Source organism: Bacterioplanoides pacificum, from assembly GCF_042648445.1.
Lineage (GTDB): Bacteria > Pseudomonadota > Gammaproteobacteria > Pseudomonadales > Oceanobacteraceae > Bacterioplanoides > Bacterioplanoides pacificum.
Window position 1 is genome coordinate 127,033 of the sequence record NZ_JBHRYB010000014.1, and the last position, 22,528, is coordinate 149,560.

Here is a 22,528-nt window from a genome sequence, read left to right on the forward strand (position 1 = left end):
GGTAATACTATGAAAGTAAGAGCACAAATTGGCATGGTGCTGAATCTGGATAAGTGTATTGGTTGTCACACTTGCTCCATCACCTGCAAAAATGTCTGGACCTCGCGGGAAGGGGTTGAATACGCCTGGTTCAATAATGTTGAAACCAAACCGGGTATTGGTTTCCCCAAGGAATGGGAAAATCAGGAGAAATGGAACGGCGGCTGGAAGCGCGATGCCAAGGGCAAACTGCAGTTAAAAATCGGTGGTAAGTTACGGGTATTAGCTAATATTTTTGCTAACCCGGATCTGCCGGAAATAGACGATTATTACGAGCCGTTCGACTTTGATTATCAGCACCTGCATAACGCCGCTGACAGTAAACACCAGCCGGTTGCGCGGCCACGGTCATTAATTTCCGGTCAGCGGATGGAAAAAATCGAATGGGGGCCAAACTGGGAAGAAATTCTGGGTACCGAATTCGAAAAACGTAAAGTGGATAAAAACTTTACCGATGTGGTTCAGAAAGACATCTATGGCCAGTTTGAAAAAACCTTCATGATGTATCTGCCACGCTTGTGTGAACATTGCCTTAACCCGGCGTGTGTGGCGGCTTGTCCATCCGGTGCTATCTACAAACGTGAAGAAGATGGCATCGTCCTGATCGACCAGGAAAAATGTCGTGGCTGGCGGATGTGTGTCTCTGCCTGTCCGTATAAAAAGATTTATTACAACTGGAAATCGGGCAAGTCAGAAAAATGTATTTTCTGCTTCCCGAGAATCGAAGCCGGACAACCAACCGTCTGCTCCGAAACCTGTGTTGGCCGGATTCGTTATCTGGGTGTTTTATTGTATGACGCCGATAAGATTGAAGCCGCAGCCACGACCGCCAATGAAAAGGATCTGTACCAGGCTCAGCTGGACCTGTTCCTTGATCCCGACGATCCACAGGTTATCGAAGCCGCGCGTAAAGAAGGCATCAGCGATAACTGGATTAAAGCCGCTCAGCGCTCACCGGTTTATAAAATGGCGATGGACTGGAAAGTAGCACTGCCACTGCACCCTGAGTACCGCACTTTACCTATGGTGTGGTATGTGCCGCCGCTGTCACCGATCCAGACGGCCGCAGAGGCTGGCCACGTTGGTATGAACGGCATGATTCCTGACCTCAGGTCATTACGTATTCCGCTGCGTTATCTCGCCAACCTGTTAACCGCCGGTGATGAAAAACCGGTAATTGCCGCGCTGGAAAAAATGATTGCGATGCGCGCCTTTAAACGATCACAACAGGTCGATGGTGTGGAAGATCTGGAAGTGCTGCAGCAGGCCGGCCTGAGCAGCCAGCAGGTGGAAGAGATGTATCGTTATATGGCGCTGGCTAATTACGAAGACCGTTTTGTTATTCCAACCAGCCACACCAGCTATGCAGAAAATGCCTACGATCTGAAAAACAGCTGTGGCTTCAGTTTTGGCAATGGTTGCAGTGATGGCAATAACGACGTGAACCTGTTTGGTTCACAATCAGCGGCGGTACGCCAGGTTATTCCGGTTGTGGTGGAGAAATGATGATGAAAATTTTACGTGTGATTTCGTTATTAATGGATTATCCGACGGCTGAACTGGTGGCCGCTGAGCAAGAACTGAGCCGCGCGGTACAGCAATCTCCGCTGGCTGAAGAACAGCAGCAGGCATTGTTGCTGTTTATCCGCCAGCATTGTCAGCAGGACCTGCTCAGCTGGCAGGAGCAATACGATGGTTTATTTGAGCGCGGCCGGTCGTTGTCATTGTTGTTGTTTGAACATGTCCACGGTGAGTCGCGTGACCGCGGTCAGGCGATGGTGGATCTGGTGAATCAGTATAAACAGGCCGGGCTGGGTATCGCAGTCAATGAGCTGCCCGATTTTATCCCGCTTTATCTGGATTTTCTCAGTACTCAGGGCGAAGAAAACGGCCGCCTGGGATTACAGGAAGTTGCGCATATTCTGGCGCTGTTAGCCTGTCGTCTGGAGCAGCGTGAAGCGGATTATGCGGTGTTATTTCATAGCCTGATACAGCTCAGCGATATGGCACTGGATCTGGATGATTTACGCAGCCAGATTGCGGCAGAAGAACCGGACCATACCGCAAAAGCACTGGATAAAGTCTGGGAAGAGGAGATGGTTAACTTTATGGATAATGCCGAATCATCCTGTGGCAATAATAACCGGCCGAGTGAAGGGCAGCGCCGCGACCAGCATATTCCCCTGAATACCGAACTGTTAAATGCATCCGCCGTTGACCGGGCCTGAGGAGGTGGTTATGAGTTATTTTAATACGCTGGCATTTGGAGTTTATCCTTATATCGCGATGTCTACGTTATTGCTGGCAAGCTGGATCCGTTATGACCGGGAACAATACAGCTGGAAGGCCAGTTCCAGTCAGCTGCTGGAAAAAAAGCAGTTGCGGCTGGGCAGTATCCTGTTTCATATCGGGGTGTTAGGCATCTTTTTCGGCCATTTGTTTGGTTTACTGACGCCACTGGAGTTGTGGCATATGTTAGGTGTTGAAGCGTCGCTGAAACAACTGGTTGCTATGGTTGCCGGTGGTCTGTTTGGCCTGATTTGTTTTGCCGGTCTGAGCATACTGATCATACGCCGGTTATCGAATCCCAGAGTACGGGCCAGCAGTAAGAAAATGGATATCATTATTTTATTGTTGTTGTACGCCCAGCTGGTGCTCGGATTAATTTCTATTTTTGTTTCCATGGGTCATCTGGATGGTAAAGAAATGACCAAGCTGATGTTATGGGCTCAGAATATTATGACCTTCGATATGATTGATGCGGCAGCCTATATCAGTGATGTGCACTGGATATTTAAGGCGCATGTTTTACTGGGCATGACCTTATTTATGCTGTTCCCGTTCAGCCGGCTGGTACATATGTTCAGTGTGCCGTTGCAATACCTTACGCGTCAGCATCAGATCGTCCGTAAACGTTTTGCCCGTTAAGCCATTCGCTGGCACCGGCGTTTGTCTGCTCCGGTGCCGGCAGGGAGAAAATTATGATCAAAGTGAATGACGTGGCGATTGCCGAAAGCGCGATTCATGAAGAAATGCAATATCACCCGGCCGACAGTCAGCGTCAGGCGATGTTAAAAGCTGCAGAAACTCTGGTGATTGGTGAAATTTTACGGCAGCGCGCCAGTCACCTGGGCATTGATGTGGCAGACAGTCACGAACAGGCCGGGCAGAATGATTTTATCGAACAGCTGATGGCTCAGGATATTGATCTTCCGTATGCCAGTGACGAAGAATGTCATCACTATTTTGATAAAAACCGACAACGCTTCAGTACCTCTCCGTTACTGGAGTTGCGTCATATTTTATTAGCCGCTGACCCGCAGGATGAGGTGCAGCGGGCCGATAGCCAGACACTGGCAGACTCTTTGTTACTGAAACTACGCGGCGGAGCTGATTTTGCGGAACTGGCTAAGCAATATTCTGCCTGCCCGTCAAAAAATACCGCCGGCAGCCTGGGGCAGATCAGTGCCGGGCAAACTGTGCCTGAGTTTGAGCGTCAGGTCTTTGCCGCCGAACCGGGGCTGTTACCCGCTGCGATTGAAAGTCGTTATGGCTTTCACCTGGTGTATATCGACCGGAAAATTGCCGGTAAACCTCTCGACTACCCGCAGGTGGAAGCGCGTATACGGCAATATCTGAATGAACGGGTAAAAGCCAAAGCGACTGCACACTATATCCAGTCACTGATTCAGGAAACCCGTTTAGAAGGTTTTGATTTCTCGTTATCAGACTCACCTCTGATGCAGTGATCCAACAATGTGCTCAGCGCTGAATTCTAAAAAAAGGAGAGCACAATGAAAAAAACTGCACTAACCGCCGGGCTGCTGCTGACGCCATTATTCGCCGCAGCACAGCCGCTGAATGCCACCGCAGGCGAATTTAGCGGCGATTTTCGCCTGCGTTATGAAACTCACCAGTCCGATCAGCAGAAGAAGGACGCAACTGCGCTGACGTTACGCAGCCGCATTGGTTATCAGAGCCCGGTATTTGCCGGTGTCAGCCTGTTGGCTGAAGCCGAAGACGTTGCCGCGCTGATTGATGAATATACACCACAGGATAACCGTTACCTGACGGTGGCGGATCCGCAGAACCGGGAGATTAACCGCGCTCAGTTACACTATCAGCAACAGCAGCTGGCGGCGACGTTCGGCAGGCAACGGATTATCCTGGATAATGCACGTTTTATCGGTAACGTTGGCTGGCGACAAAACGAGCAAACGTATGATGCGGCATTAGTGCGTTATAACGCTGCGGATTTTGAGCTGACTTACGCCTACCTGGATCAGGTGAACGATATATTTTTTGGCGCAACGGAAGTCGATAGTCATGTTATTCATATTAAAAATCACTCCGCCGACGCTGCCCGGCTGAGTGCTTATGCCTACTGGCTGGATTTTGATGACAGCGCCGTTTATTACCACAGTTATGGCACCAGTCTCAGTGGTGATACCGAACTGGCCGGGATTAACAGCCACTACCGTGCCGAAATCGCTTACCAGAGTGCTGACAACGGCGACGACCGGGAGGCGTTATATTATCGCCTGGAGGCGGGAATAACACTGAAACACAGCCGTCTGACCCTGGGCAATGAAACCCTGGGCAGTGACGCCGGTGATTATGGTTTTCAGACGCCGCTGGCGACCAAACATGCGTTTAATGGCTGGGCCGATCGCTTTCTGAAAACACCGGATCGTGGTTTATCGGATAATTACCTGAGCCTGAGTTATCGCTTAACGGCGTTTAATGCGCTGGCTGTGTATCACCGCTATTACAGCGATCGCGGCCATGATGAACTGGGCGGTGAAACTAATCTGAAACTGGGCTACAACGCCAGCAAACAGCTTAACCTTGGTATTAAATACGCAGACTTTAATGGCGTGGCCGGGCAGGCCGACAGCCAGAAATTCTGGCTCTGGACCCAGTTGTCGTTCTGACCTTTTTCTTCCCCTCTTTACGCCTGCTTGCAGGCGTTTTTTTTGGGTAGCCGGCAGCCAAAGTAGGTACCTCTGATGTACGTTTTTTATTGACCTTGTTATCGCTGTTGCAGGGCGTGCAAGAGGATCATTGATTTACATCATTAAATGCGACCCACCTTGTAGGTAGAGCGGCATTTCAGCCGCTGAAACTGCAGATTTTCAGCGGCTTGCCGGCAATTTATCAGAGGGTGAAGATGGTGCCATGACTTGATAACAGGGGATCAGCATGGTGACTCAAAATTCTGCCTATATAGAAACCTGGGATGTGGAAAACAACCAGTTCTGGGAGCAACAAGGTAAACGTATTGCCAGTCGTAACTTATGGATTTCTATTCCGAGTTTACTGGTTGGTTTTGCCGTCTGGCTGATGTGGGGAATGATCACGACTCAGATGAAAAACCTGGGATTTTCTTTTTCCACCGAGCAGCTTTTTTCACTGGTAGCCATTGCCGGCTTATCCGGAGCCACACTGAGGATTCCGGCGTCATTTATGATCCGCATTGCCGGTGGCCGTAATACCGTTTTTCTGACCACCGCGTTATTAATGATTCCGGCACTGGGAACCGGACTGGCGCTGATGGATCCGGCCACACCTTACTGGATGTTCCAGTTAATGGCTTTATTGTCAGGAATCGGTGGCGGCAACTTCGCTTGTTCGATGAGTAATATCAGCACCTTTTTCCCAAAAAATCAGCAAGGTTATGGCCTGGGAATGAATGCCGGGTTAGGGAACTTTGGTGTAACCACCATGCAGATTCTGATTCCGCTGGTGATGACCGTTGGTTTGTTTGGCCCGCTGGCGGGTGATTCCATGACCTTACAATCCGCCAGCGGTACGCTGGTCGGGCGCATTGATGCCGGTGCTGAAACCTGGATTCAGAATGCCGGTTTTATCTGGCTGCTGATGTTAATCCCGCTGGCATTCGCTGGCTGGTTTGGCATGCATAACATTAACCTGGTTACCCCGGAACCGGGTCATCCGCTGGCGGCGTTCGGAAAAATCATCGGCCTGTATGCCATCGCGTTATGCACCGCGGCGCTGGGAGCTTACATGATGGGGATTATCGGCATGTGGCTGGCGTTGCCTTTTACCATCGTGCTGACACTGGCGCTGTTACGTATGATTCCTGGCAGTATTCAGCCCAATATCAAAAATCAGTTCCGGATTTTTTCCAATAAACACACCTGGTCGATGACGGTGCTTTATATTCTGACGTTTGGTTCGTTTATCGGCTTCTCGGCAGCGTTACCGTTATCCATCAGTGTTATTTTCGGAAAAATGTCGCTGCTTAACGACAGCGGCGACATTATCCGGGTGGTCAATCCGGATGCTCCCAGTGCATTAACCTGGGCCTGGATTGGTCCGTTTGTCGGCGCTCTTATCCGCCCGGTGGGTGGCTGGATTTCCGATAAAGTCGGCGGTTCGATTGTGACCCAGATTATTTCTGCCGTGATGGTGGTTGCTTCTGTGGCAACCGGTTATGTGATGATGGAAGCCTATAACTCGGCCACGCCAAACGATTATTTCCTGGTATTTATGGTGCTGTTTATTGTGCTGTTTGCCGCCAGTGGCATCGGTAATGGTTCTACCTTCCGCAGCATCGGCGTTATTTTTGACCAGCAAATGAAAGGGCCGGTACTGGGGTGGACCTCTGCTGTTGCCGCTTATGGTGCTTTTATTGCTCCTAAGGTGATGGGCGCGGAAATCAAAGCCGGCACTCCGGAAATGGCGATGTATGGGTTTGCTGTATTTTACGCCGTTTGTCTGGTTATTAACTGGTGGTTTTATCTGCGTAAGCACTCAGAAATTTACAATCCATAACTGATCGTCTGGATACGGAGTTATCGTATGAAAATTATGATTGCTTATGACGGTTCACGTAATGCCCGGCTTGCTCTGGCACGAACCATCACTATGTTCCGGCCATTACAGCCGCGGTTATTGCTGGTCGCAGTGGCCGAGAATCCGCGTGATATCACAGAGAATAACGAAGCTCTGTTTAACGACGAGCTTGCTGAACTGAAAACCTGTCTGGCGGAAGCCAGCCAGGTTTGCCAGGACGAAAATATCGCGGCCGAAACGCTGTTGCTGGATGGTGATGCCCGCAAGATGTTGCTGGCAGCCACTGAAAAGCTGCGTCCGGATTTGCTGGTCATTGCCCGTCACAGTCATGAACCGGATGGCGGCTTTATTGCCCGCTCGCTGACCTATTTTGTTGACGAACTCGATTATATGACCTTCGGCAGTGTCAGCTCTTTTTTAACCCGGCGTGCTGAATGTCCGTTATTAATTCTGCCCAGTTTGTAGAGATATCGACAGGAGATCGTTATGCAGGTTGCAGACGTATTTAAGTTTAAAAATCCTGAAATAAAAGCACTACACCTGACGTGGATTGCGTTTTTTATCACATTTTATGTCTGGTTTAATATGGCGCCACTGGCCAGCAGTATGCTGAAAAGTGTGGACTGGCTGACGGAGGAAGATCTGAAACTGTTTGCCATCTGTAATGTGGCGCTGACGATTCCGGCTCGTATTATCGTCGGTATGGCACTCGACCGTTTTGGTCCGCGGCGGGTTTTTTCGTTGTTATTAATTCTGATGTCGGTGCCGGCACTGATGTTTGCTTTTGGTGAAACCCGCACACAGCTGTTAATCAGCCGCCTGGTGTTAAGTTCTATCGGAGCCAGTTTCGTTATTGGTATCCATATGACGGCGATGTGGTTTAAACCCAAAGACATAGGTTTTGCCGAAGGTTTTTATGCCGGCTGGGGAAACTTTGGTTCGGCCGCTGCCGCGATGACGTTACCCACGATTGCTATCAATATGTACGGCGGCGACGACGGCTGGCGCTGGGCGATTGCACAAAGTGCGGTGGTGATGGCTGCGTATGGGGTGTATTACTGGTTTGCGATCAGCGATGGCCCGGCGGGTACAGTGCACCGGAAACCACGTAAGGCATCGGCACTGGAAGTCAGCAGCTGGGCCGATATGGTAAAACTGATTCTGTGGACCATTCCGTTAGTGGGCATTCTGGCGGTGCTGGTATGGCGTATTCAGCAGCTGGGCTATCTTGATGATCAGGGCGCCTGGCTGGCCTACGGGGTGATTCTGGTGGTGGTGGTGTATCAGATCATTCAGATTCTCAGGGTGAATGTTCCCATTCTGAAGAAAGGGGTGCCGGAGGATGATAAATATCCGTTCAGCAGTGTGGCGGCATTAAACAGTACTTATTTTGCCAATTTTGGTGCAGAGTTGGCGGTGGTTTCCATGTTACCGATGTTTTTTGAAAGCACCTGGGATTTATCGGCCACCGCGGCCGGTCTGATTGCGGCCTCGTTTGCCTTCGTGAATTTGGTGGCCCGGCCGATGGGTGGGCTGGTGTCTGACCGGTTGGGTAATCGTCGCTTTGTGATGCTCAGTTATATGCTGGGGATTGCTATTGGTTTTGCGTTAATGGGGCTGCTGAATTCCTCCTGGCCGCTGGTCGTGGCGGTGGCTATAACGGTGTTTACCTCGTTTTTTGTGCAGGGCGCTGAAGGGGCAACCTTTGGTATTATTCCCTCGATTAAACGCCGCCTGACCGGACAGATTTCCGGTATGGCGGGGGCTTACGGCAACGTCGGCGCGGTATTTTATCTCACCATTTATACCTTCGTGGACGCCAATCAGTTCTTCTTTATCATTGCGACCGGGGGCTTTATCAGCTGGGTGGTGTGCCTGTTATGGCTGAAAGAACCGGAGTCGGCATTTTCGGATGACTATTATGTGTCATCGGTTGATCGCCAGATCGAACAGGAACTGAATGCCTGAGCAGCAAACCAGCCGATACCGGTGTTATCTGTGGAAGTGTGAGCGGTTATGAATCATGTACTGAAAGCAAACCATCCGTTGTGGGGGCAGGCGTTCCGGCCACTGTTTTTATTGGCAGCCGGCTTCAGCAGCCTGGCGATGTTGTTATGGGGCGCCAGTCTGCAGGGCCTGCCGTTAATGAGCGCAACTCAATCGCTATTCTGGCATAGCCACGAAATGTTGTTTGGTTTCGCCATGGCGGTGGTGGCAGGATTTTTATTAACCGCAGTCCAGAACTGGACTGGCCAGCGTGCCACTCACGGCGCAGCGCTGCTGTGGCTGACATTACTGTGGCTGGCCGCCCGGCTGATGATGCTGGCGGGCGATGTATTTCCCTGGTGGCTGACGGCCGCGGTTGACCTGGCGTTTGTGCCATTGGTGGCCTGGCTGTTCGGGCGCATGTTGTGGCGTGTTAAGCAACGGCGCAATTATGTTTTTGTGGCACTGTTATTACTGGTCACGGCCAGTAATGCCCTGATGCATTGGGGCGCGGCTGACAACAATCCGGCGCTGCTGCAATGGGGCAGTTATAACGTCAGCTGGTTGCTGGTGCTGATGATTACCCTGATTGGTGGCCGGGTGATGCCGATGTTTACCGCTAATGGCAGTATGACAGCGAAAGTTGAGCCATTGCCCTGGCTGGAAAAACTGGTGCTGTTCAGCAGCGCGCTGTTGTTGCTGTTGTTTGTCAGTCGTTTATACCAACAGCTGAATGACACTGTGCTGGCGGCGTTATTACTGCTGGCTGCGGTTGCCCAGGGCTGGCGGGTTGCGCGCTGGCGTATTCAGGTGACCCGTCGTATTCCGCTGTTGTGGTCGCTGCATCTGTCCTATTGGTTTATACCACTGGGATTGCTGCTGCTGGCGTTACATTATCTGGGGCTGGCGGTGTCTTTCAGTACGGCTTTACATGCCCTTATCGCCGGTGCCGTGGGCGGTATGATCCTGGCGATGATTGCCCGGGTTTCGCTGGGCCATTCTGGGCGTCCGCTGCAACCCCGGCCGCTGATGTCACTGGCCTTTGTCGCACTGTTATTGGCCGCGCTGTTACGCTCGCTGCTGATCATCCTCTGGCCTGCCGGGGTAATGTTTACCCTGGCGTTGTCCGCCGCTTTATGGTGTCTGGCCTTTCTGTTGTTTGTTGTGTGTTATGCCGCGTTGTTACTGAGCCCTCGTCCGGATGGCAAAGCGGGCTGAACTCTCTGCTTCTTTGCGCTTTAAGGCCGGTGATTACCGGCCTTTTTTGTGGCTGTAAAACCTGCCGTTGTCTGAACGAGTGATCATTATTGCCATTACCCCTGAAGGAGTAGTGCTGGCTAAAAATTGATTTATATCAATTTATTTGAATGGTCTATCGCTAATCTCCACATCATGTTGTGTTTCTTTTGATTGGTTGGCACTAGATATGGGGTTTATGAATTTCTCACAGGAACAGGTTGTGTTCCAGGAAGTGCCGGGAGAAGTCTCTCTGGCCTACACCATCAGTGGTTGCCCGTTGCGCTGTGCCGGTTGTCATAGTGCCGCGACCTGGCCTCCGACCGCCGGCCAGCGCCTGACGGAAAGTTATCTGTGTCAGCGGCTGGATGATTATCACGGTCTGATCAGTTGTGTGTTGTTTCTCGGTGGCGAGTGGCAGCCGGATGTGTTGCTGGGGTTGTTACGCCGGGTCGCGGAGCGGGGTATTAAGCGTTGTTTGTACACTGGCCTGGATGACGTGCCGGATACGCTGAAACAGCAGCTGACATACCTGAAAACCGGCCCCTGGATCGCCCAGCTGGGTGGCCTGGAATCGCCGACAACCAATCAGCGTTTTATCGATTTACGCAGCCAGCGCTGCCTGAATGAAAAATTTCATCAATAACAGAGAATGACCGTAAGGAGAATTAATATGCTGAAGCTGAGCTCGGATCATATTCATCAGAAGCTGGACTTTATCCACCATTATCTGGCAGCTCATAATGCCGCCGATGGTTCGCGGATGGATGCCAACGCCAATGTGACGGAAAAAAATATTGCCACGCTGGAAGCCGAAATGATGAAAGACTATTTCGTGCAGATTAACCGGGCTCAGGTTTCAGCAAAAATTGCTGATTTATTCGGGGATGAACTGGCACAGGAATATATCCGCCAGATCGAGAATCATGAAATTTATGTACACGATGAAACCAGTCTGAAACCCTATTGTGTCTCCGTTACTATGTATCCCTTCCTGCTGGATGGGCTGACCAGGCTGGGGGGCGAATCACTGGCACCGAAACACATCGAATCGTTTTGTGGTGCGTTTGTGAATTTTGTATTTGCTGTCAGCAGTCAGTTTGCCGGTGCCGTGGCGACGGTCGAATTTTTAACCTATTTCGACTATTTTGCCCGCAAAGATTATGGTGACGATTATCTCACCACGCACCGGGATCAGATTGCTAACCATCTTCAGCATGTGGTTTATGCTATTAATCAGCCGGCGGCAGCGCGTGGTTATCAGAGTGTGTTCTGGAATTTATCGATCTACGACAAATACTATTTCGACAGTATGTTTGGTGATTTCGTGTTTCCGGATTACAGCAAACCCTGCTGGCAGACTCTGGCAAAACTGCAGGAGTTTTTCCTTGATTGGTTTAACGCTGAGCGCAGCAAAAGTATTCTGACGTTTCCGGTGGTCACCGTCGCCATGCTGACTGAAGACGGGCAATGCAAAGATCAGGCGTTTGCCCGTGCTATGGCTGCCCAGCTGAATCGTGGCAGTTCCTTTTTTATCTATCAGTCGGACAGCGCCGACAGTCTGGCATCCTGTTGCCGGTTACGCAGTGAAATCAGTGATAATACTTTTTCTTACTCACTGGGTGCCGGTGGCGTGGCAACCGGATCGGTGAATGTTATTACCCTGAATATGAACCGGCTGATCCAGGACGGCCGCGATCTGGCGACAGAAGTCGCTAAGGTGCAGCGTTATCAGGTAGCCTATCGGCAGCTGATGGATGAATATCTGCAGGCCGGTATGCTGACGGTCTATAACGCTGGTTTTATTTCTCTGGATAAACAATTTCTTACCATTGGTATTAATGGCATGGTGGAAGCGGCGGAATCTTTGGGAATTCCGGTCGGCAATAACCGGCAGTATAAAGAATTCGTAAGGGATAATCTGAAAGTGATTTATGAGGCGAATAAAGCCGCCAAGCTTGAATATGGTTATATGTTTAATACCGAATTTGTTCCGGCAGAAAACCTTGGTGTTAAGAATGCCCGATGGGATAAAAAAGATGGTTATCAGGTTTCCAGGGAGTGTTATAACTCATATTTCTACCGGGTTGAGGATGACGACACCAATGTACTGGATAAATTCCAGTTACATGGCCAGGAGTTACTTGATTACCTTGATGGTGGTTCGGCGTTACACCTGAATCTGGAGGAAAAACTGACCACGGAGGGTTATCTGGCGCTGCTGAATATTGCGGCAGGCACCGGCTGTAATTATTTTTGTATCAACGTAAAAATCACCATTTGTAATCACTGTGAAGCCATAGATAAACGTACGCTGGAACAGTGTGACCGTTGTGGCTCGCCGGATATTGATTACGCCACCCGGGTGATTGGGTATCTTAAACGGACCTCGGCCTTCAGCGCTGGGCGGCGTAAAGAACATGCTTTGCGGCATTACCATCGTCAGCCCCGGCCACTGCCACTGAGTGCCGCCAGCTGATCTGAGTCATGGTTATGGCCGATCTATTACCACCGGGGTATGGCTCGGCCAGGCAAAAACGCGTTTGATCAGAATTCAGCTCGTGGTGGATCGATTATGACGCTTAACCTGTACCAGCAAACCAGTTATCCCCTGTCTGCCGATTACCTGACGGAAGAGGCACAGCGGCTGCGCCGGCAAAACCCGGCGCTGGCCCGCTGGGCGGCAGGGCGTGGCATTATTTGTCATCGCCCGGCGACGCAGATCCAGGCACATCTGATGGCTGAGTCGTTATTGCAGAAAGGTCTGATCAGCACCAGCGGCGATTTTTTTCAGCGCTTAATGGCGCTGGATTGTCTGACGCTGCAGTCGATGTGGCTGGTGGTACATATGACCTATGCGCGGCGTTTATATCTCGATGGCCGGGCGCTGGCCGCAGCGGATTTTAAACCGCTGCCGCGCGGTCATACCGGGGGGGCGCTGAATATGGTGCCGGCTTATGCCGGCTTGCTGGCGGTGAATCATTTTACCAGGCAGCCGCGCGCCTGGTTATTAGGTCAGGGCCATTGTGTTGCTGCTATTGATGCGCTGCAACTGTTAACGGCAACGGCCATTCCCGAACGACAACAATTGTATCCACTCGACGATGACGGCCTCAGCCGTTTTGTCGCTGACTGTTACGACACCCGGCTGGATGCTGGCGGCCGACAGATTTCCACCCTGGGAGCACACGTTAATGTACATACTGCCGGTGCCAGAATGGAAGGTGGTTACCTCGGCTTTGCCGGTATGCAATACGCCCATATGCCGTTGCCCGGCGAACGGCTGGTGGCGTTTTTAAGTGACGGTGCCTTCGAAGAACAACGCGGTACTGACTGGGCGGCGCGCTGGTGGCGGGGAGAGGATACCGGCCTGATTGCACCACTGATGATTGCCAACGGCCGGCGTATCGATCAGCGTACCACCATCGCCCAGCAGGGTGGCAGCAGCTGGTTTGTCAGTCATTTACGCAATCAGGGATTTGCACCGTTTGTAATTGATGGCCGTGATCCGGCGGCTTATATGTGCGCGATTTATTATATGGAAATTCAGCTGAGCCAGGCTTACGAACGTATCCGCCGGGGAGACGCTGAATATCCGGTGGCGCTGCCGTATTGCATCGCCGAAACGGTGAAAGGTTTTGGTTTTCCGGCGGCGGGTACCGGTGCGGCCCATGATTTACCGCTGGGTGCTTATCCGGCCCGTAATCCGGAAGCACTGGCATTTTTTAATCAGGGTGCTCAGGCGTTATTTCAGCCACACCAGGACTGGCGTGAAGCGGCTGCCTTACTGACTCAGCCGCAGGGCGCAAGCGCGCCTATGGTCGCGGTGAACTGCCCTGAGCCGGACTGGTCGGATCGGCGGGAGTCGGCGATGGCGGCGATCGATCGTTATTTTATTGAAATTACTGAGGTCAATCCGGCTTTACGGGTGCGGGTCGGAAACCCGGACGAGTTACGCAGTAATGGCATGAGCCAGACGCTTGATCAGTTTCGTCACCGCGTCACCCGGCCGGAAATTTCAGCCGCAGAAGCCATCGATGGCTGTGTGGTGACGGCTCTTAATGAAGAGGCGGTGGTCAGTGCCTGTCTTGCCAACCAGGCGGGCATTAATCTGGTGGTGGCTTATGAAGCTTTTGCCATCAAAATGTTATGTGCCCTGCGGCAAACCATTATTTTTTCGCGGCAACAGAAAGAAGCCGGTGACGCCGCCGGCTGGCTCGGTTTTCCGGTGGTGACCACGTCGCTGATCTGGGAAAACGGCGAACACGATCAGAGTCATCAGGACTGCGCCTTATCCGAAGGCCTGATGCTGAAAATGGCCGATATGGCGCGGGTGGTGTTTCCGCCCGATGCCAACAGTGCCATGGCGTGTTTACGTAATTGTTATGGTGATCTGGGGGTTGTCTGGAACCTGGTGGTCAGCCGTACGGTGATGCCGGCCTTTTTTTCGCCCCGCCAGGCGACTCAGCTGGTACAGGATGGTGCTGTGTGTGTGCGTGGTCATTGTGGCGCTGAACTGCAGTTGGTTGCCTGTGGTGCGCTGCAGTTGCAACAGATGCTGAAAGCTTCAGATCGCCTGCGTCAGCAGCGGGTATCACACTCGCTGGTGTATCTGCTGGAGCCGGGTCGTTTCCGCCAGCCCAGAGATCGCTGGGAGGCAGAGGTGGTCGCTGACCCGGCGGTGCTGCAGGCGTTGTTTCCGGCCCGGGTGCGGTATCGTTTGTTGTTAACCCATGGTCGCGCCGAACCTTTGCTGGCCTGTTGCCGCTTGCTGGATCTGGGTCCGCAGCGTACCCGAGCACTGGGGTATATTAATCGTGGCGGCACGCTCGACAGCGAAACTCTGTTATTTGTTAACGCCTGTAGCTGGGCCCATGTGCTGGCGTCGCTGGCGCAGTTATGTGGCCAGCAACCGACCCTGTGGCTGACCGAAGAAGAGTGGGCGGCAGTGGATGGTCGCGGAGACCCGTATCACGTTATCCGCCCGGCATTATAACGACTACCCGGGCATAGCCGTGCGGATCCAGGTGAGTTGCGACATCAGATTACCTCAGCGGCCGGGTTTAAGCGGGCTGTTTTTAAGGTGAGCAACAAAATTACAGGGGCCGGTGCGGCTGTCGATCTGGGGAGCAATTAAGCTTTGCCAGGCCAGCCGGCAAGCGCCTCCTGAGCCCGGCAAAGCAACAATCAGAGTGTTGTTGGCCAGCCCGGCCAGGGCGCGTGATTGCAGGCTGCTGCTGGCGATATCGGCGAAACTTAATTGCCGGAACTGTTCTCCGAAGCCTTCCACTTCCTGATCCAGTAACGGACGAATGGCTTCCGGTGTGCAGTTGCCGGCAGAGAATCCGGTACCACCATTAATAATAATCACCTGAATATCCTGGCTGGCGATCCAGCTGCTGACACAGGCGCGGATATCGTAACGGTTATGTTTCAGTAAGGCGCGGGCACGAACGGTATGGCCGTCATCCTGCGCCAGTTTGAAAATCAGATCGCCGCTGCTGTCGTCGGCGCTGCTGCGGCGGTCGGATAACGTCAGGATGGCGATATTAAGCGGGAAAAACGGGTGTTTAGTGGCATCGCTCATGATGATTTCTCAGGTTGATTGCTGATTAATGTCTGCCACTGTGCCGGGGTATTAATATTGATCAGTGTGTCCGGCTGCGGGCAATCAATGGCGCGGGCTTCGCAGAACTGCAGCAGGGCGCTGACCGAACGTTTGCCCCGCGGGTGAGTGTGGTGATCCAGGTAGCGGATTAATTCCGGTGTTTTGTGTAATACGCAGGGTAACGCGCTGTTGCGGTAATACGCCGGTTGTTGTTGCGCCGCCGTCAGCAGGGTATGCAGGGTAGCCGTGGTCAGTAACGGCATATCCACCGCAATCACCAGCACCCACTGATGACGGCACTGAGGCAACAGCGACTGCAGGCCGGACAGTGGCCCGAAGCCGGGTTTGACATCGGTAACCCCAAACTGCGGGTGACTTAACAGAATGTCATCACAGCCGGTTTGCCGCAGAACGTTTTGCTGGTGTTGCCACAGCGGAATTCCCTGCCAGCACAGCAGGGCTTTATCCCGTCCCATCCGGCTGGACTGGCCTCCGGCCAGAATAATGGCGCTGAAGGGAGGTATGGCCATATCAGCCTCCTATCATGGCCAGGTGACGAGTCTGGCCGCTGTTTTGCTGATGCAGAAAATGACTTTCTTTTTTCCCCACAATCGCCTGTTGCAGAAAATCTTCCACTGCACGGCTGTCGTCGGATTGTAATAAATGGCGGAACGACTGATGTTGTTCGGCAAATAAACATAAAAATAATTCTGCCTGACTGGATACCCGTAAACGGTTACAGCTGCTGCAGAAATCTTTGCTGTACGGCATGATTAAACCAATTCGTCCGGCATAGTCCGGGTGAGCATACTCCAGCGCCGGACCGTCGGTATCCGAGCGTGGTTGCAGCTGCCAGCCATCGGCTAATAATTGTTGGCGGATACTATCGCCACTGAGGTGTTGTTGCTGATAAAACCGGGTGTTGTCGTTGGTACGCATTAACTCAATAAATCGCAGCGACAGCGGCCGGTCGCGGATAAAACGCAAAAAGGCCGGCAGCGACTGACCGTTATGCTGACGCAGTAACACGCTGTTGAGTTTTATTTTATGAAAATTCATCGTCAGTGCCTGATCGATACCGCTGAGAATATCGTGCAGCCGGTCGGCACCGGTAATACGGGAAAAAATTGCCGGGTCGAGACTGTCGACACTGATATTCAGCGCATCCAGCCCGGCCTGTTGCCAGCCGGATAATGATTTTTTCAGGTTATAGCCATTGCTTGTCAGGGCGACCTGTTCAATTCCCGGGGTGGTTTTACACAATGCAATAATGTCACATAAATCACGCCGTAACGCTGGCTCACCGCCGGTCAGGCGAACTTTGCGGGTGCCCTGGCGGGCAAACGCGGTGACCAGCCGGCGGATTTCACCGAGGGTTAAATCATCCGCACCCAGGTCACAGTCGTTGCCATCGGGTAAACAATAATTGCAGCGGAAATTACAGCGTTCGGTCAGTGATAAACGCAGATAGGTAAAATGCCGGGCAAAGCGGTCGGTTAACATAAAACACCTTTCCAAACGTGGGAGGAGGCAGGGTTTCCCCGGCTTCCCGGTGGCAGAATTGCCACGGCTGATGCGCCATAACCGTTAATCACAACTGTTAAAAACAGCCACCGTTAAAAATCCCGGTTAAATACAAAACGGCATTAGGCACACCCGCTCGGCGTCAGCAAAATATAACGGCTGAAGCGTAGCCCGGGTATTGGCTTCCTGGGATAGCTGTATGCCTCTTTGTGGGTAGTCGGGCCTCCCCTGTGGCTGATTATTGCAACGCCTCAGCTCAGTCATTTTTATCGTCCGCTGACGTCAGGCGCTGATTATCCGCCGCATGGCGGGTTTAACCGGGAATACCTATTAATAGACAAGTGCGGCCAGTGCTGTCAGTCCTTGCTCTGTGGCAATTGACTTTACTTTACCGAATATTAGTATGAACCCATATTTGGCTTGACTGGTTTATGAAAATGAACAATAAAAAATCGACAATTTTGTTGGTAGATGACCACCCGTTATTGCGCAAAGGTCTGAAACAATTACTCGCCTTTGAAGAGGACCTGGAGGTTATTGCAGAAGCCAAAAGTGGTGTGGAAGCAATCGATCTGGCTGCTGATAATGAGCCGGACCTGATTATTCTGGATCTGCATATGCAGGGTATGGATGGTCTGCAGACACTTACCCGGTTACGCGACCGTGGTGTCAGTTCGCGGATTGTTATGCTGACGGTATCTGATGCGGATGATGATGTGCTGGCTGCCATCAGCCAGGGAGCGGATGGTTATTTATTAAAAGATACCGATCCGGATGTTTTACTGGAACAGATTAAACAAGCGGTGGATGGCAAAATGGTGCTCAGTGAAGCCGTGACTGAGGTGCTGGCTACCGCGATCCGCCGCCCGGCTGTCCGCCCGGCATCGGAGCTGGATGCACTGACGGTACGGGAGGTGGAAATTCTGGAATGCATCGCCAAAGGTATGAGTAATAAAGTGATTGCCCGGGAACTGGATATTTCCGATGGTACCGTCAAAGTACATGTTAAACATTTACTGAAAAAACTCGGCTTACGGTCGCGTGTCGAAGCGGCGGTTTGGATGGTTAATCAGCAGGCCGAAGGCAAGGCGTAACCTTGGCCAGATGTAACTTGGGCCAGATGTAACTTTGGCCCGACGCCGATTGCCAGCGGCGGCCGGCGTGTTATTTCAGCCCGAGTTTCTGTGCCAGTTTATGCAGATTGCTGGGGTCCATTCCCAGTTGGCGGGCGGTTTTACTCCAGCTGCCCTGCTGGCGCTGCAGTTCCTGCAGTACCAGATTTTTCTGAAACTGTTTGACCGCATCTTTCATCACCATTCCCTGTACCTCTGACCAGATTCCGGCCGTTGTTGTATCGTCAGTCATTAATGCTGCCGGATTGCTCAGCGGTAAATCGAGATCCAGTAACTGACAATTGAGCGTCACAATATCGTGCTGTTGGGCACCGCGGCTGAGTGCTTTAATTGCTGCCCGGCTGATGACGTGTTCCAGCTCGCGGATATTTCCCGGCCAGCTGTATTGTTGTAACGCCGCTTCGGCATCGGCCGACAAGCGCAGGCTGCGCAGCCCCAGCCGGGTGCGGTTGAGTTCGAGGAAATGACCGGCCAGTGGTGCAATATCCTGAGGCCGCTCGCGCAATGGCGGAATCGGAATCGGATAGACAGATAAGCGATGGTATAAATCGGCGCGGAAGGCACCCTCGGTAATCTGCTGTTTCAGCGAGCGGTTGGTTGCCGCTAATAAACGTACATCCACATGGCGGGTTTTATCACTGCCGAGGCGCTGAATTTCACCGTTCTGTAACACCCGTAACAGCTTGGCCTGAACCGGCAGCGGTAACTCACCCACTTCATCAAGAAACAGTGTGCCTTTGTCGGCACTTTCGAAGCGTCCGGCACGATCGCTGGTGGCGCCGGAAAACGCGCCTTTGACATGACCAAACAATTCACTTTCTGCCAGTTGTTCCGGTAATGCCGCGCAGTTGATATAAATCATCGGCTGGCTGGCACGGGCACTATGGCGATGGGTGTAACTGGCAAAGACTTCTTTGCCGACGCCGGTTTCGCCCAGTAATAACACCGGTAAATCCGAACCGGCGACCACTTCCAGCTCTTTTTTGATCTGCCGGATGGCCGGGCTGTTACCAATGATGTCCTGGTCGGCATCGCTGGTGCCGGCGAGGGTAGTGGGATGGGTCAGATGGGTGCGTCGCAGGGCACGTATTTCTTTTTCCATCATGCTGATATGGATGGCCGTTTCCAGCACCGGGCGGTAGCTGTCCAGCTTTTCCAGGCGTTGCTGATCGAAGGTGCCGGGTGTCAGCGAGTCCAGTGTTATGGCACCCCAGCGTTCACCGTTAAGCCACAGGCAACTGCCCATACAGTCGTGTACCGCTAAGGCCGTGCCGGGGTGGCTTTCCAGTAAACCGTCGTAAGGGTCGGGCAGCGGACTGTCGGGCGGAAAACGCATCGCGTTCTGGGTGGTCATCAGGGCGGACAGCCGCGGGTGCTGTGCCAGACTGAATTTGCGGCCGTGGGCTTCGGCAACCAGCCCGGAAACCGCCACCGGGCGTAAAAACTCGCCCTGTAGCTGCAATAACACCACAGCACCACAATCAAACCGCTCATGGATACGTTTGACCATATCATCCAGACGTTCACCGGTTGGTACATCGCGGATTAATTCAGACAACAATTGATATTCGGGCATGTGATATTCCATAACACGGTGAAAATTACCAGAAAGTAAATTCTACAATCAAAACCCGGGTTATTTGTACCCGTTATGGTTTGACGCGGCGCAATAACCGGGCTTGTTGGCTGGCCTGTATCTTGCTCCTGTATCTCGCTGATGTGTTGTTTTAAAACCTATCTGTGTATTTGTCAGGAGAGTTTATGGAAATTCTGGATCGTCGTCTGAGCGATATTGTTACTACGATTCCCGGTGCCCCGGCGTTATTACGTCAGCTGGATATTGATTTCTGCAGCGAAGGTCAGCTGAGTTTATCGCAGGTGGTGAGTAGCAAGGACCTGGACGCCGAGCAGCTGGTTGAGGCGCTGAAACAACTGCAGAGCAGCGAACAGGATTCGCCGGTAAACTGGACAGAGCAACCACGTACCCGGCTGATCAGTCATATTCTTGAGCGTTATCACGCCCGCCACCGTGAGCAGCTGCCGGCGTTAATGTTTCTGGCGGCTAAAGTCGAGCGGGTGCATGCCCGTGCTGCCGGTTGTCCGCAGGGATTAACCGAGCTGTTGCGTGATATCAGTCATGAGCTGGAAAGCCATATGATGAAAGAGGAGCAGATCCTGTTTCCGATGCTGGCTGGTGGTATTTACCCTAACGGGCCGATTAATGTGATGCAGGATGAACATATCGAACACCTGCAAATGATTAACCGTTTATTCAGTCTGACCAATAATATGAAAGCTCCGGCGGGCGCCTGCAACAGCTGGCGCACCCTGTATCAGAATCTGGAAGAATTTGCCGATGACCTGATGCAACATATAACGCTGGAAAATTATTTTTTATTTATCCCGGAAGAAATTTCCGAAAACACCAGCTGCTGTGGCAGTTGCCAGTAAATAACGGCAATAAACAAGGATTCAGGCGGCCCGGTAAAACATCCCCCGGCCGTTCTGGATTCACAGCTTTGTTGCACCACCGTCACTTCCGACAACCATAAAAGCACAGTCATAAAATCACAGCCACAAAACCACGGCCAGCAAACCGATGCTGCTCATAACCAGGGTATAGGGCAGGGCCATGATGACCATACGGCCATACGACAGGCGTACCAGTGGCGCAATAGCAGACGTTAATAAAAACAAAAAAGCCGCCTGACCATTCGGGGTGGCGACGCTGGGCAGGTTCGTGCCGGTATTGATGGCAATGGCCAAATGATCAAAATGTTGCCGGCTGATACTGCCATCGCTTAATGCCTGTTGTATTTCTGAGATATAGACAGTGGCGACAAACACATTATCACTGATCATGGATAACAGGCCGTTGGCGATAAAAAACATACCCGGCTGTTGTTCCTGGGGCAGGCTCAGTACCCAGTGAATAACAGGACTGAACAGATGTTGCTGATGAATCACCGCTACGATGGCAAAAAACACCACCAACAGGGCGGTAAACGGCAGCGCTTCGGTAAACGCTTTTCCGATCTGATGTTCATCGGTGACGCCATTAAACGAGGCGATAATAATAATGACCAGTAAGCCGATAAGCCCTACTTCGGCAATGTGAAAAGACAACCCGGCAACCAGAATAATGGCGGCCAGCAGCTGAATGGCCAGAGCCGCTTTCTGGCTGTTATTACGCCGGGCTTTTTCTGAATCGGCAAAGTCCTTCAGTACCGCCAGCACCGCTTTGGGTAGCCGGGCGCCGTAACCAAACCAGCGCAGCTTCTCCAGCAGCACACAGGTCAACAGCCCGGCCGCCAGCACCGGTAATGAAATCGGCGACATCAGCCGGAAAAAGGTGATGAAATCCCAGCCGGCAACTTTGGCAATCAGCAGGTTTTGTGGTTCGCCCACCATAGTACAGACACCACCTAACGCCGTACCGACGGCTCCGTGCATTAACAGGCTGCGCAAAAAGGCGCGGAAGATATCCAGGTGCTCACGGTGCAGTTCCGAAACCTGCTGATCGTTACCATGGTTGTGATCGGTTTGCTGGTAACCTTTGCCGGATGCCACTTTGTGATAAACCGAATAAAAACCAACCGCCACACTGATAATAACGGCTGTGACAGTCAGGGCATCAAGAAATGCCGATAATAATGCGGCGGTGCTGCAAAACGTCAGTGACAACAGGTATTTTGAGCGGATTCTGATCAGGATATTAGTGAACACGACCAGTAGCAGGTTTTTCATAAAATAAATGCCCGCCACCATAAACATCAGCAGCAGAATCACCGGCAGATTTTTTTCGACTTCCTGATACAGGGTATCGGTGGTTGCCAGGCCTAATAACAGCGCCTCAACCGCTAATAAGCCGCCGGGTAATAATGGATAACATTTTAATGCCATCGCCAGGGTAAAGATAAATTCGGCAATCAGTGCCCAGGCGGTGACCGCCGGGCCGCTCAGGAAAAACAGCAGAGGGTTAAGCAACAGAAATAGCAGTATGGTGTGTTTATACCAGCGCGGCGACTGGCCAAGAAAATTATGGCCAAAGGCGGCACGGACAGAAGCGGTTTCATCGGGCATGGTTGTTCCTGCAACAGCTGAAAACATCATTCGGGGACGGGGAAAGTGGCGGCCTGTGAAAGGTCCGACCGGATATTATTGTCGGCCGACAGGCCGGGCG

19 protein-coding genes and 1 riboswitch are annotated in these 22,528 nt (G+C 52.1%); of the genes, 14 read left to right on the forward strand and 5 right to left on the reverse strand.

From position 1 onward, the window contains the following. Positions 1 to 9: 9 nt before the first annotated feature. From narH to ACFOMG_RS14660, 12 genes are all read left to right on the forward strand, one after another. Positions 10 to 1,545 (forward strand): nitrate reductase subunit beta, encoded by a 1,536-nt coding sequence (gene narH, locus ACFOMG_RS14605; RefSeq protein ID WP_376867679.1) that lies wholly within the window; start codon positions 10 to 12, stop codon positions 1,543 to 1,545. Between the two features lie 2 nt (positions 1,546 to 1,547). Further along, positions 1,548 to 2,267 carry a nitrate reductase molybdenum cofactor assembly chaperone gene (gene narJ, locus ACFOMG_RS14610; protein ID WP_376867680.1) on the forward strand — a complete coding sequence of 240 codons (720 nt, stop codon included), beginning with the start codon at positions 1,548 to 1,550 and terminating at the stop codon, positions 2,265 to 2,267. A 10-nt stretch (positions 2,268 to 2,277) separates the two neighbouring features. Continuing rightward, positions 2,278 to 2,967, forward strand: coding sequence for a respiratory nitrate reductase subunit gamma (gene narI, locus ACFOMG_RS14615; RefSeq protein WP_376867681.1), 690 nt, complete (start codon positions 2,278 to 2,280; stop codon positions 2,965 to 2,967). Between the two features lie 53 nt (positions 2,968 to 3,020). Continuing rightward, positions 3,021 to 3,788, forward strand: coding sequence for a peptidylprolyl isomerase (locus tag ACFOMG_RS14620; protein WP_376867682.1), 768 nt, complete (start codon positions 3,021 to 3,023; stop codon positions 3,786 to 3,788). Positions 3,789 to 3,833: 45 nt separating this feature from the next. After that, a complete protein-coding gene (locus tag ACFOMG_RS14625; protein ID WP_376867684.1) occupies positions 3,834 to 4,973 on the forward strand; it encodes a hypothetical protein in 1,140 nt (379 codons plus the stop codon). A 268-nt stretch (positions 4,974 to 5,241) separates the two neighbouring features. Then, positions 5,242 to 6,837, forward strand: coding sequence for an antiporter (locus ACFOMG_RS14630; RefSeq protein WP_376867686.1), 1,596 nt, complete (start codon positions 5,242 to 5,244; stop codon positions 6,835 to 6,837). A 27-nt stretch (positions 6,838 to 6,864) separates the two neighbouring features. Further along, a complete protein-coding gene (locus ACFOMG_RS14635) occupies positions 6,865 to 7,323 on the forward strand; it encodes a universal stress protein (protein WP_376867687.1) in 459 nt (152 codons plus the stop codon). Between the two features lie 21 nt (positions 7,324 to 7,344). Further along, a complete protein-coding gene (locus ACFOMG_RS14640; RefSeq protein WP_376867689.1) occupies positions 7,345 to 8,826 on the forward strand; it encodes an MFS transporter in 1,482 nt (493 codons plus the stop codon). Between the two features lie 48 nt (positions 8,827 to 8,874). Continuing rightward, positions 8,875 to 10,062, forward strand: coding sequence for an NnrS family protein (locus ACFOMG_RS14645; RefSeq protein ID WP_376867690.1), 1,188 nt, complete (start codon positions 8,875 to 8,877; stop codon positions 10,060 to 10,062). 217 nt (positions 10,063 to 10,279) lie between these two features. After that, on the forward strand, positions 10,280 to 10,726 hold the full coding sequence (gene nrdG, locus ACFOMG_RS14650) for an anaerobic ribonucleoside-triphosphate reductase activating protein (protein WP_376867691.1): 447 nt from the start codon (positions 10,280 to 10,282) through the stop codon (positions 10,724 to 10,726). A 27-nt stretch (positions 10,727 to 10,753) separates the two neighbouring features. After that, complete coding sequence (gene nrdD / locus ACFOMG_RS14655) at positions 10,754 to 12,559, forward strand: anaerobic ribonucleoside-triphosphate reductase (RefSeq protein ID WP_376867692.1); 1,806 nt, start codon at positions 10,754 to 10,756, stop codon at positions 12,557 to 12,559. Positions 12,560 to 12,655: 96 nt separating this feature from the next. Beyond that, positions 12,656 to 15,076, forward strand: a complete 2,421-nt coding sequence (locus ACFOMG_RS14660) for a phosphoketolase family protein (RefSeq protein WP_376867693.1) — start codon at positions 12,656 to 12,658, stop codon at positions 15,074 to 15,076. 54 nt (positions 15,077 to 15,130) lie between these two features. On the opposite strand, the gene moaB is transcribed toward ACFOMG_RS14660, so the two are convergent. The 3 genes from moaB to moaA form a co-directional block, all read right to left on the reverse strand. Then, positions 15,131 to 15,667, reverse strand: coding sequence for a molybdenum cofactor biosynthesis protein B (gene moaB, locus ACFOMG_RS14665; protein ID WP_376867694.1), 537 nt, complete (start codon positions 15,665 to 15,667; stop codon positions 15,131 to 15,133). Beyond that, positions 15,664 to 16,218 (reverse strand): molybdenum cofactor guanylyltransferase, encoded by a 555-nt coding sequence (gene mobA, locus ACFOMG_RS14670; protein ID WP_376867695.1) that lies wholly within the window; start codon positions 16,216 to 16,218, stop codon positions 15,664 to 15,666. Before mobA ends, moaB begins: the two co-directional genes overlap by 4 nt. A 1-nt stretch (position 16,219) precedes the next feature. After that, complete coding sequence (gene moaA, locus ACFOMG_RS14675) at positions 16,220 to 17,191, reverse strand: GTP 3',8-cyclase MoaA (protein ID WP_376867696.1); 972 nt, start codon at positions 17,189 to 17,191, stop codon at positions 16,220 to 16,222. Then, positions 17,180 to 17,366, reverse strand: a riboswitch (molybdenum cofactor riboswitch). Its footprint overlaps the gene before it by 12 nt. Before the next feature lie 283 nt (positions 17,367 to 17,649). Between moaA and narL the strand changes: the two genes are divergently transcribed. Continuing rightward, positions 17,650 to 18,306, forward strand: a complete 657-nt coding sequence (gene narL / locus ACFOMG_RS14680) for a two-component system response regulator NarL (protein ID WP_376867697.1) — start codon at positions 17,650 to 17,652, stop codon at positions 18,304 to 18,306. Positions 18,307 to 18,376: 70 nt separating this feature from the next. Here narL and norR read toward each other — a convergent pair whose 3' ends face one another. Continuing rightward, positions 18,377 to 19,921: a nitric oxide reductase transcriptional regulator NorR gene (gene norR / locus ACFOMG_RS14685; protein ID WP_376867698.1), complete on the reverse strand. Its 1,545-nt coding sequence runs from the start codon at positions 19,919 to 19,921 to the stop codon at positions 18,377 to 18,379. A gap of 185 nt (positions 19,922 to 20,106) precedes the next feature. Between norR and ric the strand changes: the two genes are divergently transcribed. Further along, positions 20,107 to 20,796 (forward strand): iron-sulfur cluster repair di-iron protein, encoded by a 690-nt coding sequence (gene ric, locus ACFOMG_RS14690; protein ID WP_376867699.1) that lies wholly within the window; start codon positions 20,107 to 20,109, stop codon positions 20,794 to 20,796. 117 nt (positions 20,797 to 20,913) lie between these two features. Here ric and nhaB read toward each other — a convergent pair whose 3' ends face one another. Beyond that, positions 20,914 to 22,428: a sodium/proton antiporter NhaB gene (gene nhaB / locus ACFOMG_RS14695; RefSeq protein WP_376867700.1), complete on the reverse strand. Its 1,515-nt coding sequence runs from the start codon at positions 22,426 to 22,428 to the stop codon at positions 20,914 to 20,916. Positions 22,429 to 22,528 lie beyond the last annotated feature (100 nt).

Excerpts from the sequence above, each read along its gene's own strand:
- ACFOMG_RS14640 (WP_376867689.1), top strand. The coding sequence starts at position 7,345 with ATGCAGGTTGCAGACGTATTTAAGTTTAAAAATCCTGAAATAAAAGCA.
- nhaB (WP_376867700.1), bottom strand. The coding sequence starts at position 22,428 with ATGCCCGATGAAACCGCTTCTGTCCGTGCCGCCTTTGGCCATAATTTT.
- moaA (WP_376867696.1), bottom strand. The coding sequence starts at position 17,191 with ATGTTAACCGACCGCTTTGCCCGGCATTTTACCTATCTGCGTTTATCA.
- ACFOMG_RS14635 (WP_376867687.1), top strand. The coding sequence starts at position 6,865 with ATGAAAATTATGATTGCTTATGACGGTTCACGTAATGCCCGGCTTGCT.
- nrdG (WP_376867691.1), top strand. The coding sequence starts at position 10,280 with ATGAATTTCTCACAGGAACAGGTTGTGTTCCAGGAAGTGCCGGGAGAA.
- moaB (WP_376867694.1), bottom strand. The coding sequence starts at position 15,667 with ATGAGCGATGCCACTAAACACCCGTTTTTCCCGCTTAATATCGCCATC.
- narJ (WP_376867680.1), top strand. The coding sequence starts at position 1,548 with ATGAAAATTTTACGTGTGATTTCGTTATTAATGGATTATCCGACGGCT.
- narL (WP_376867697.1), top strand. The coding sequence starts at position 17,650 with ATGAACAATAAAAAATCGACAATTTTGTTGGTAGATGACCACCCGTTA.
- ACFOMG_RS14620 (WP_376867682.1), top strand. The coding sequence starts at position 3,021 with ATGATCAAAGTGAATGACGTGGCGATTGCCGAAAGCGCGATTCATGAA.
- ACFOMG_RS14625 (WP_376867684.1), top strand. The coding sequence starts at position 3,834 with ATGAAAAAAACTGCACTAACCGCCGGGCTGCTGCTGACGCCATTATTC.
- mobA (WP_376867695.1), bottom strand. The coding sequence starts at position 16,218 with ATGGCCATACCTCCCTTCAGCGCCATTATTCTGGCCGGAGGCCAGTCC.
- narI (WP_376867681.1), top strand. The coding sequence starts at position 2,278 with ATGAGTTATTTTAATACGCTGGCATTTGGAGTTTATCCTTATATCGCG.
- norR (WP_376867698.1), bottom strand. The coding sequence starts at position 19,921 with ATGCCCGAATATCAATTGTTGTCTGAATTAATCCGCGATGTACCAACC.
- ACFOMG_RS14660 (WP_376867693.1), top strand. The coding sequence starts at position 12,656 with ATGACGCTTAACCTGTACCAGCAAACCAGTTATCCCCTGTCTGCCGAT.
- ACFOMG_RS14645 (WP_376867690.1), top strand. The coding sequence starts at position 8,875 with ATGAATCATGTACTGAAAGCAAACCATCCGTTGTGGGGGCAGGCGTTC.
- ric (WP_376867699.1), top strand. The coding sequence starts at position 20,107 with ATGGAAATTCTGGATCGTCGTCTGAGCGATATTGTTACTACGATTCCC.
- ACFOMG_RS14630 (WP_376867686.1), top strand. The coding sequence starts at position 5,242 with ATGGTGACTCAAAATTCTGCCTATATAGAAACCTGGGATGTGGAAAAC.
- narH (WP_376867679.1), top strand. The coding sequence starts at position 10 with ATGAAAGTAAGAGCACAAATTGGCATGGTGCTGAATCTGGATAAGTGT.
- nrdD (WP_376867692.1), top strand. The coding sequence starts at position 10,754 with ATGCTGAAGCTGAGCTCGGATCATATTCATCAGAAGCTGGACTTTATC.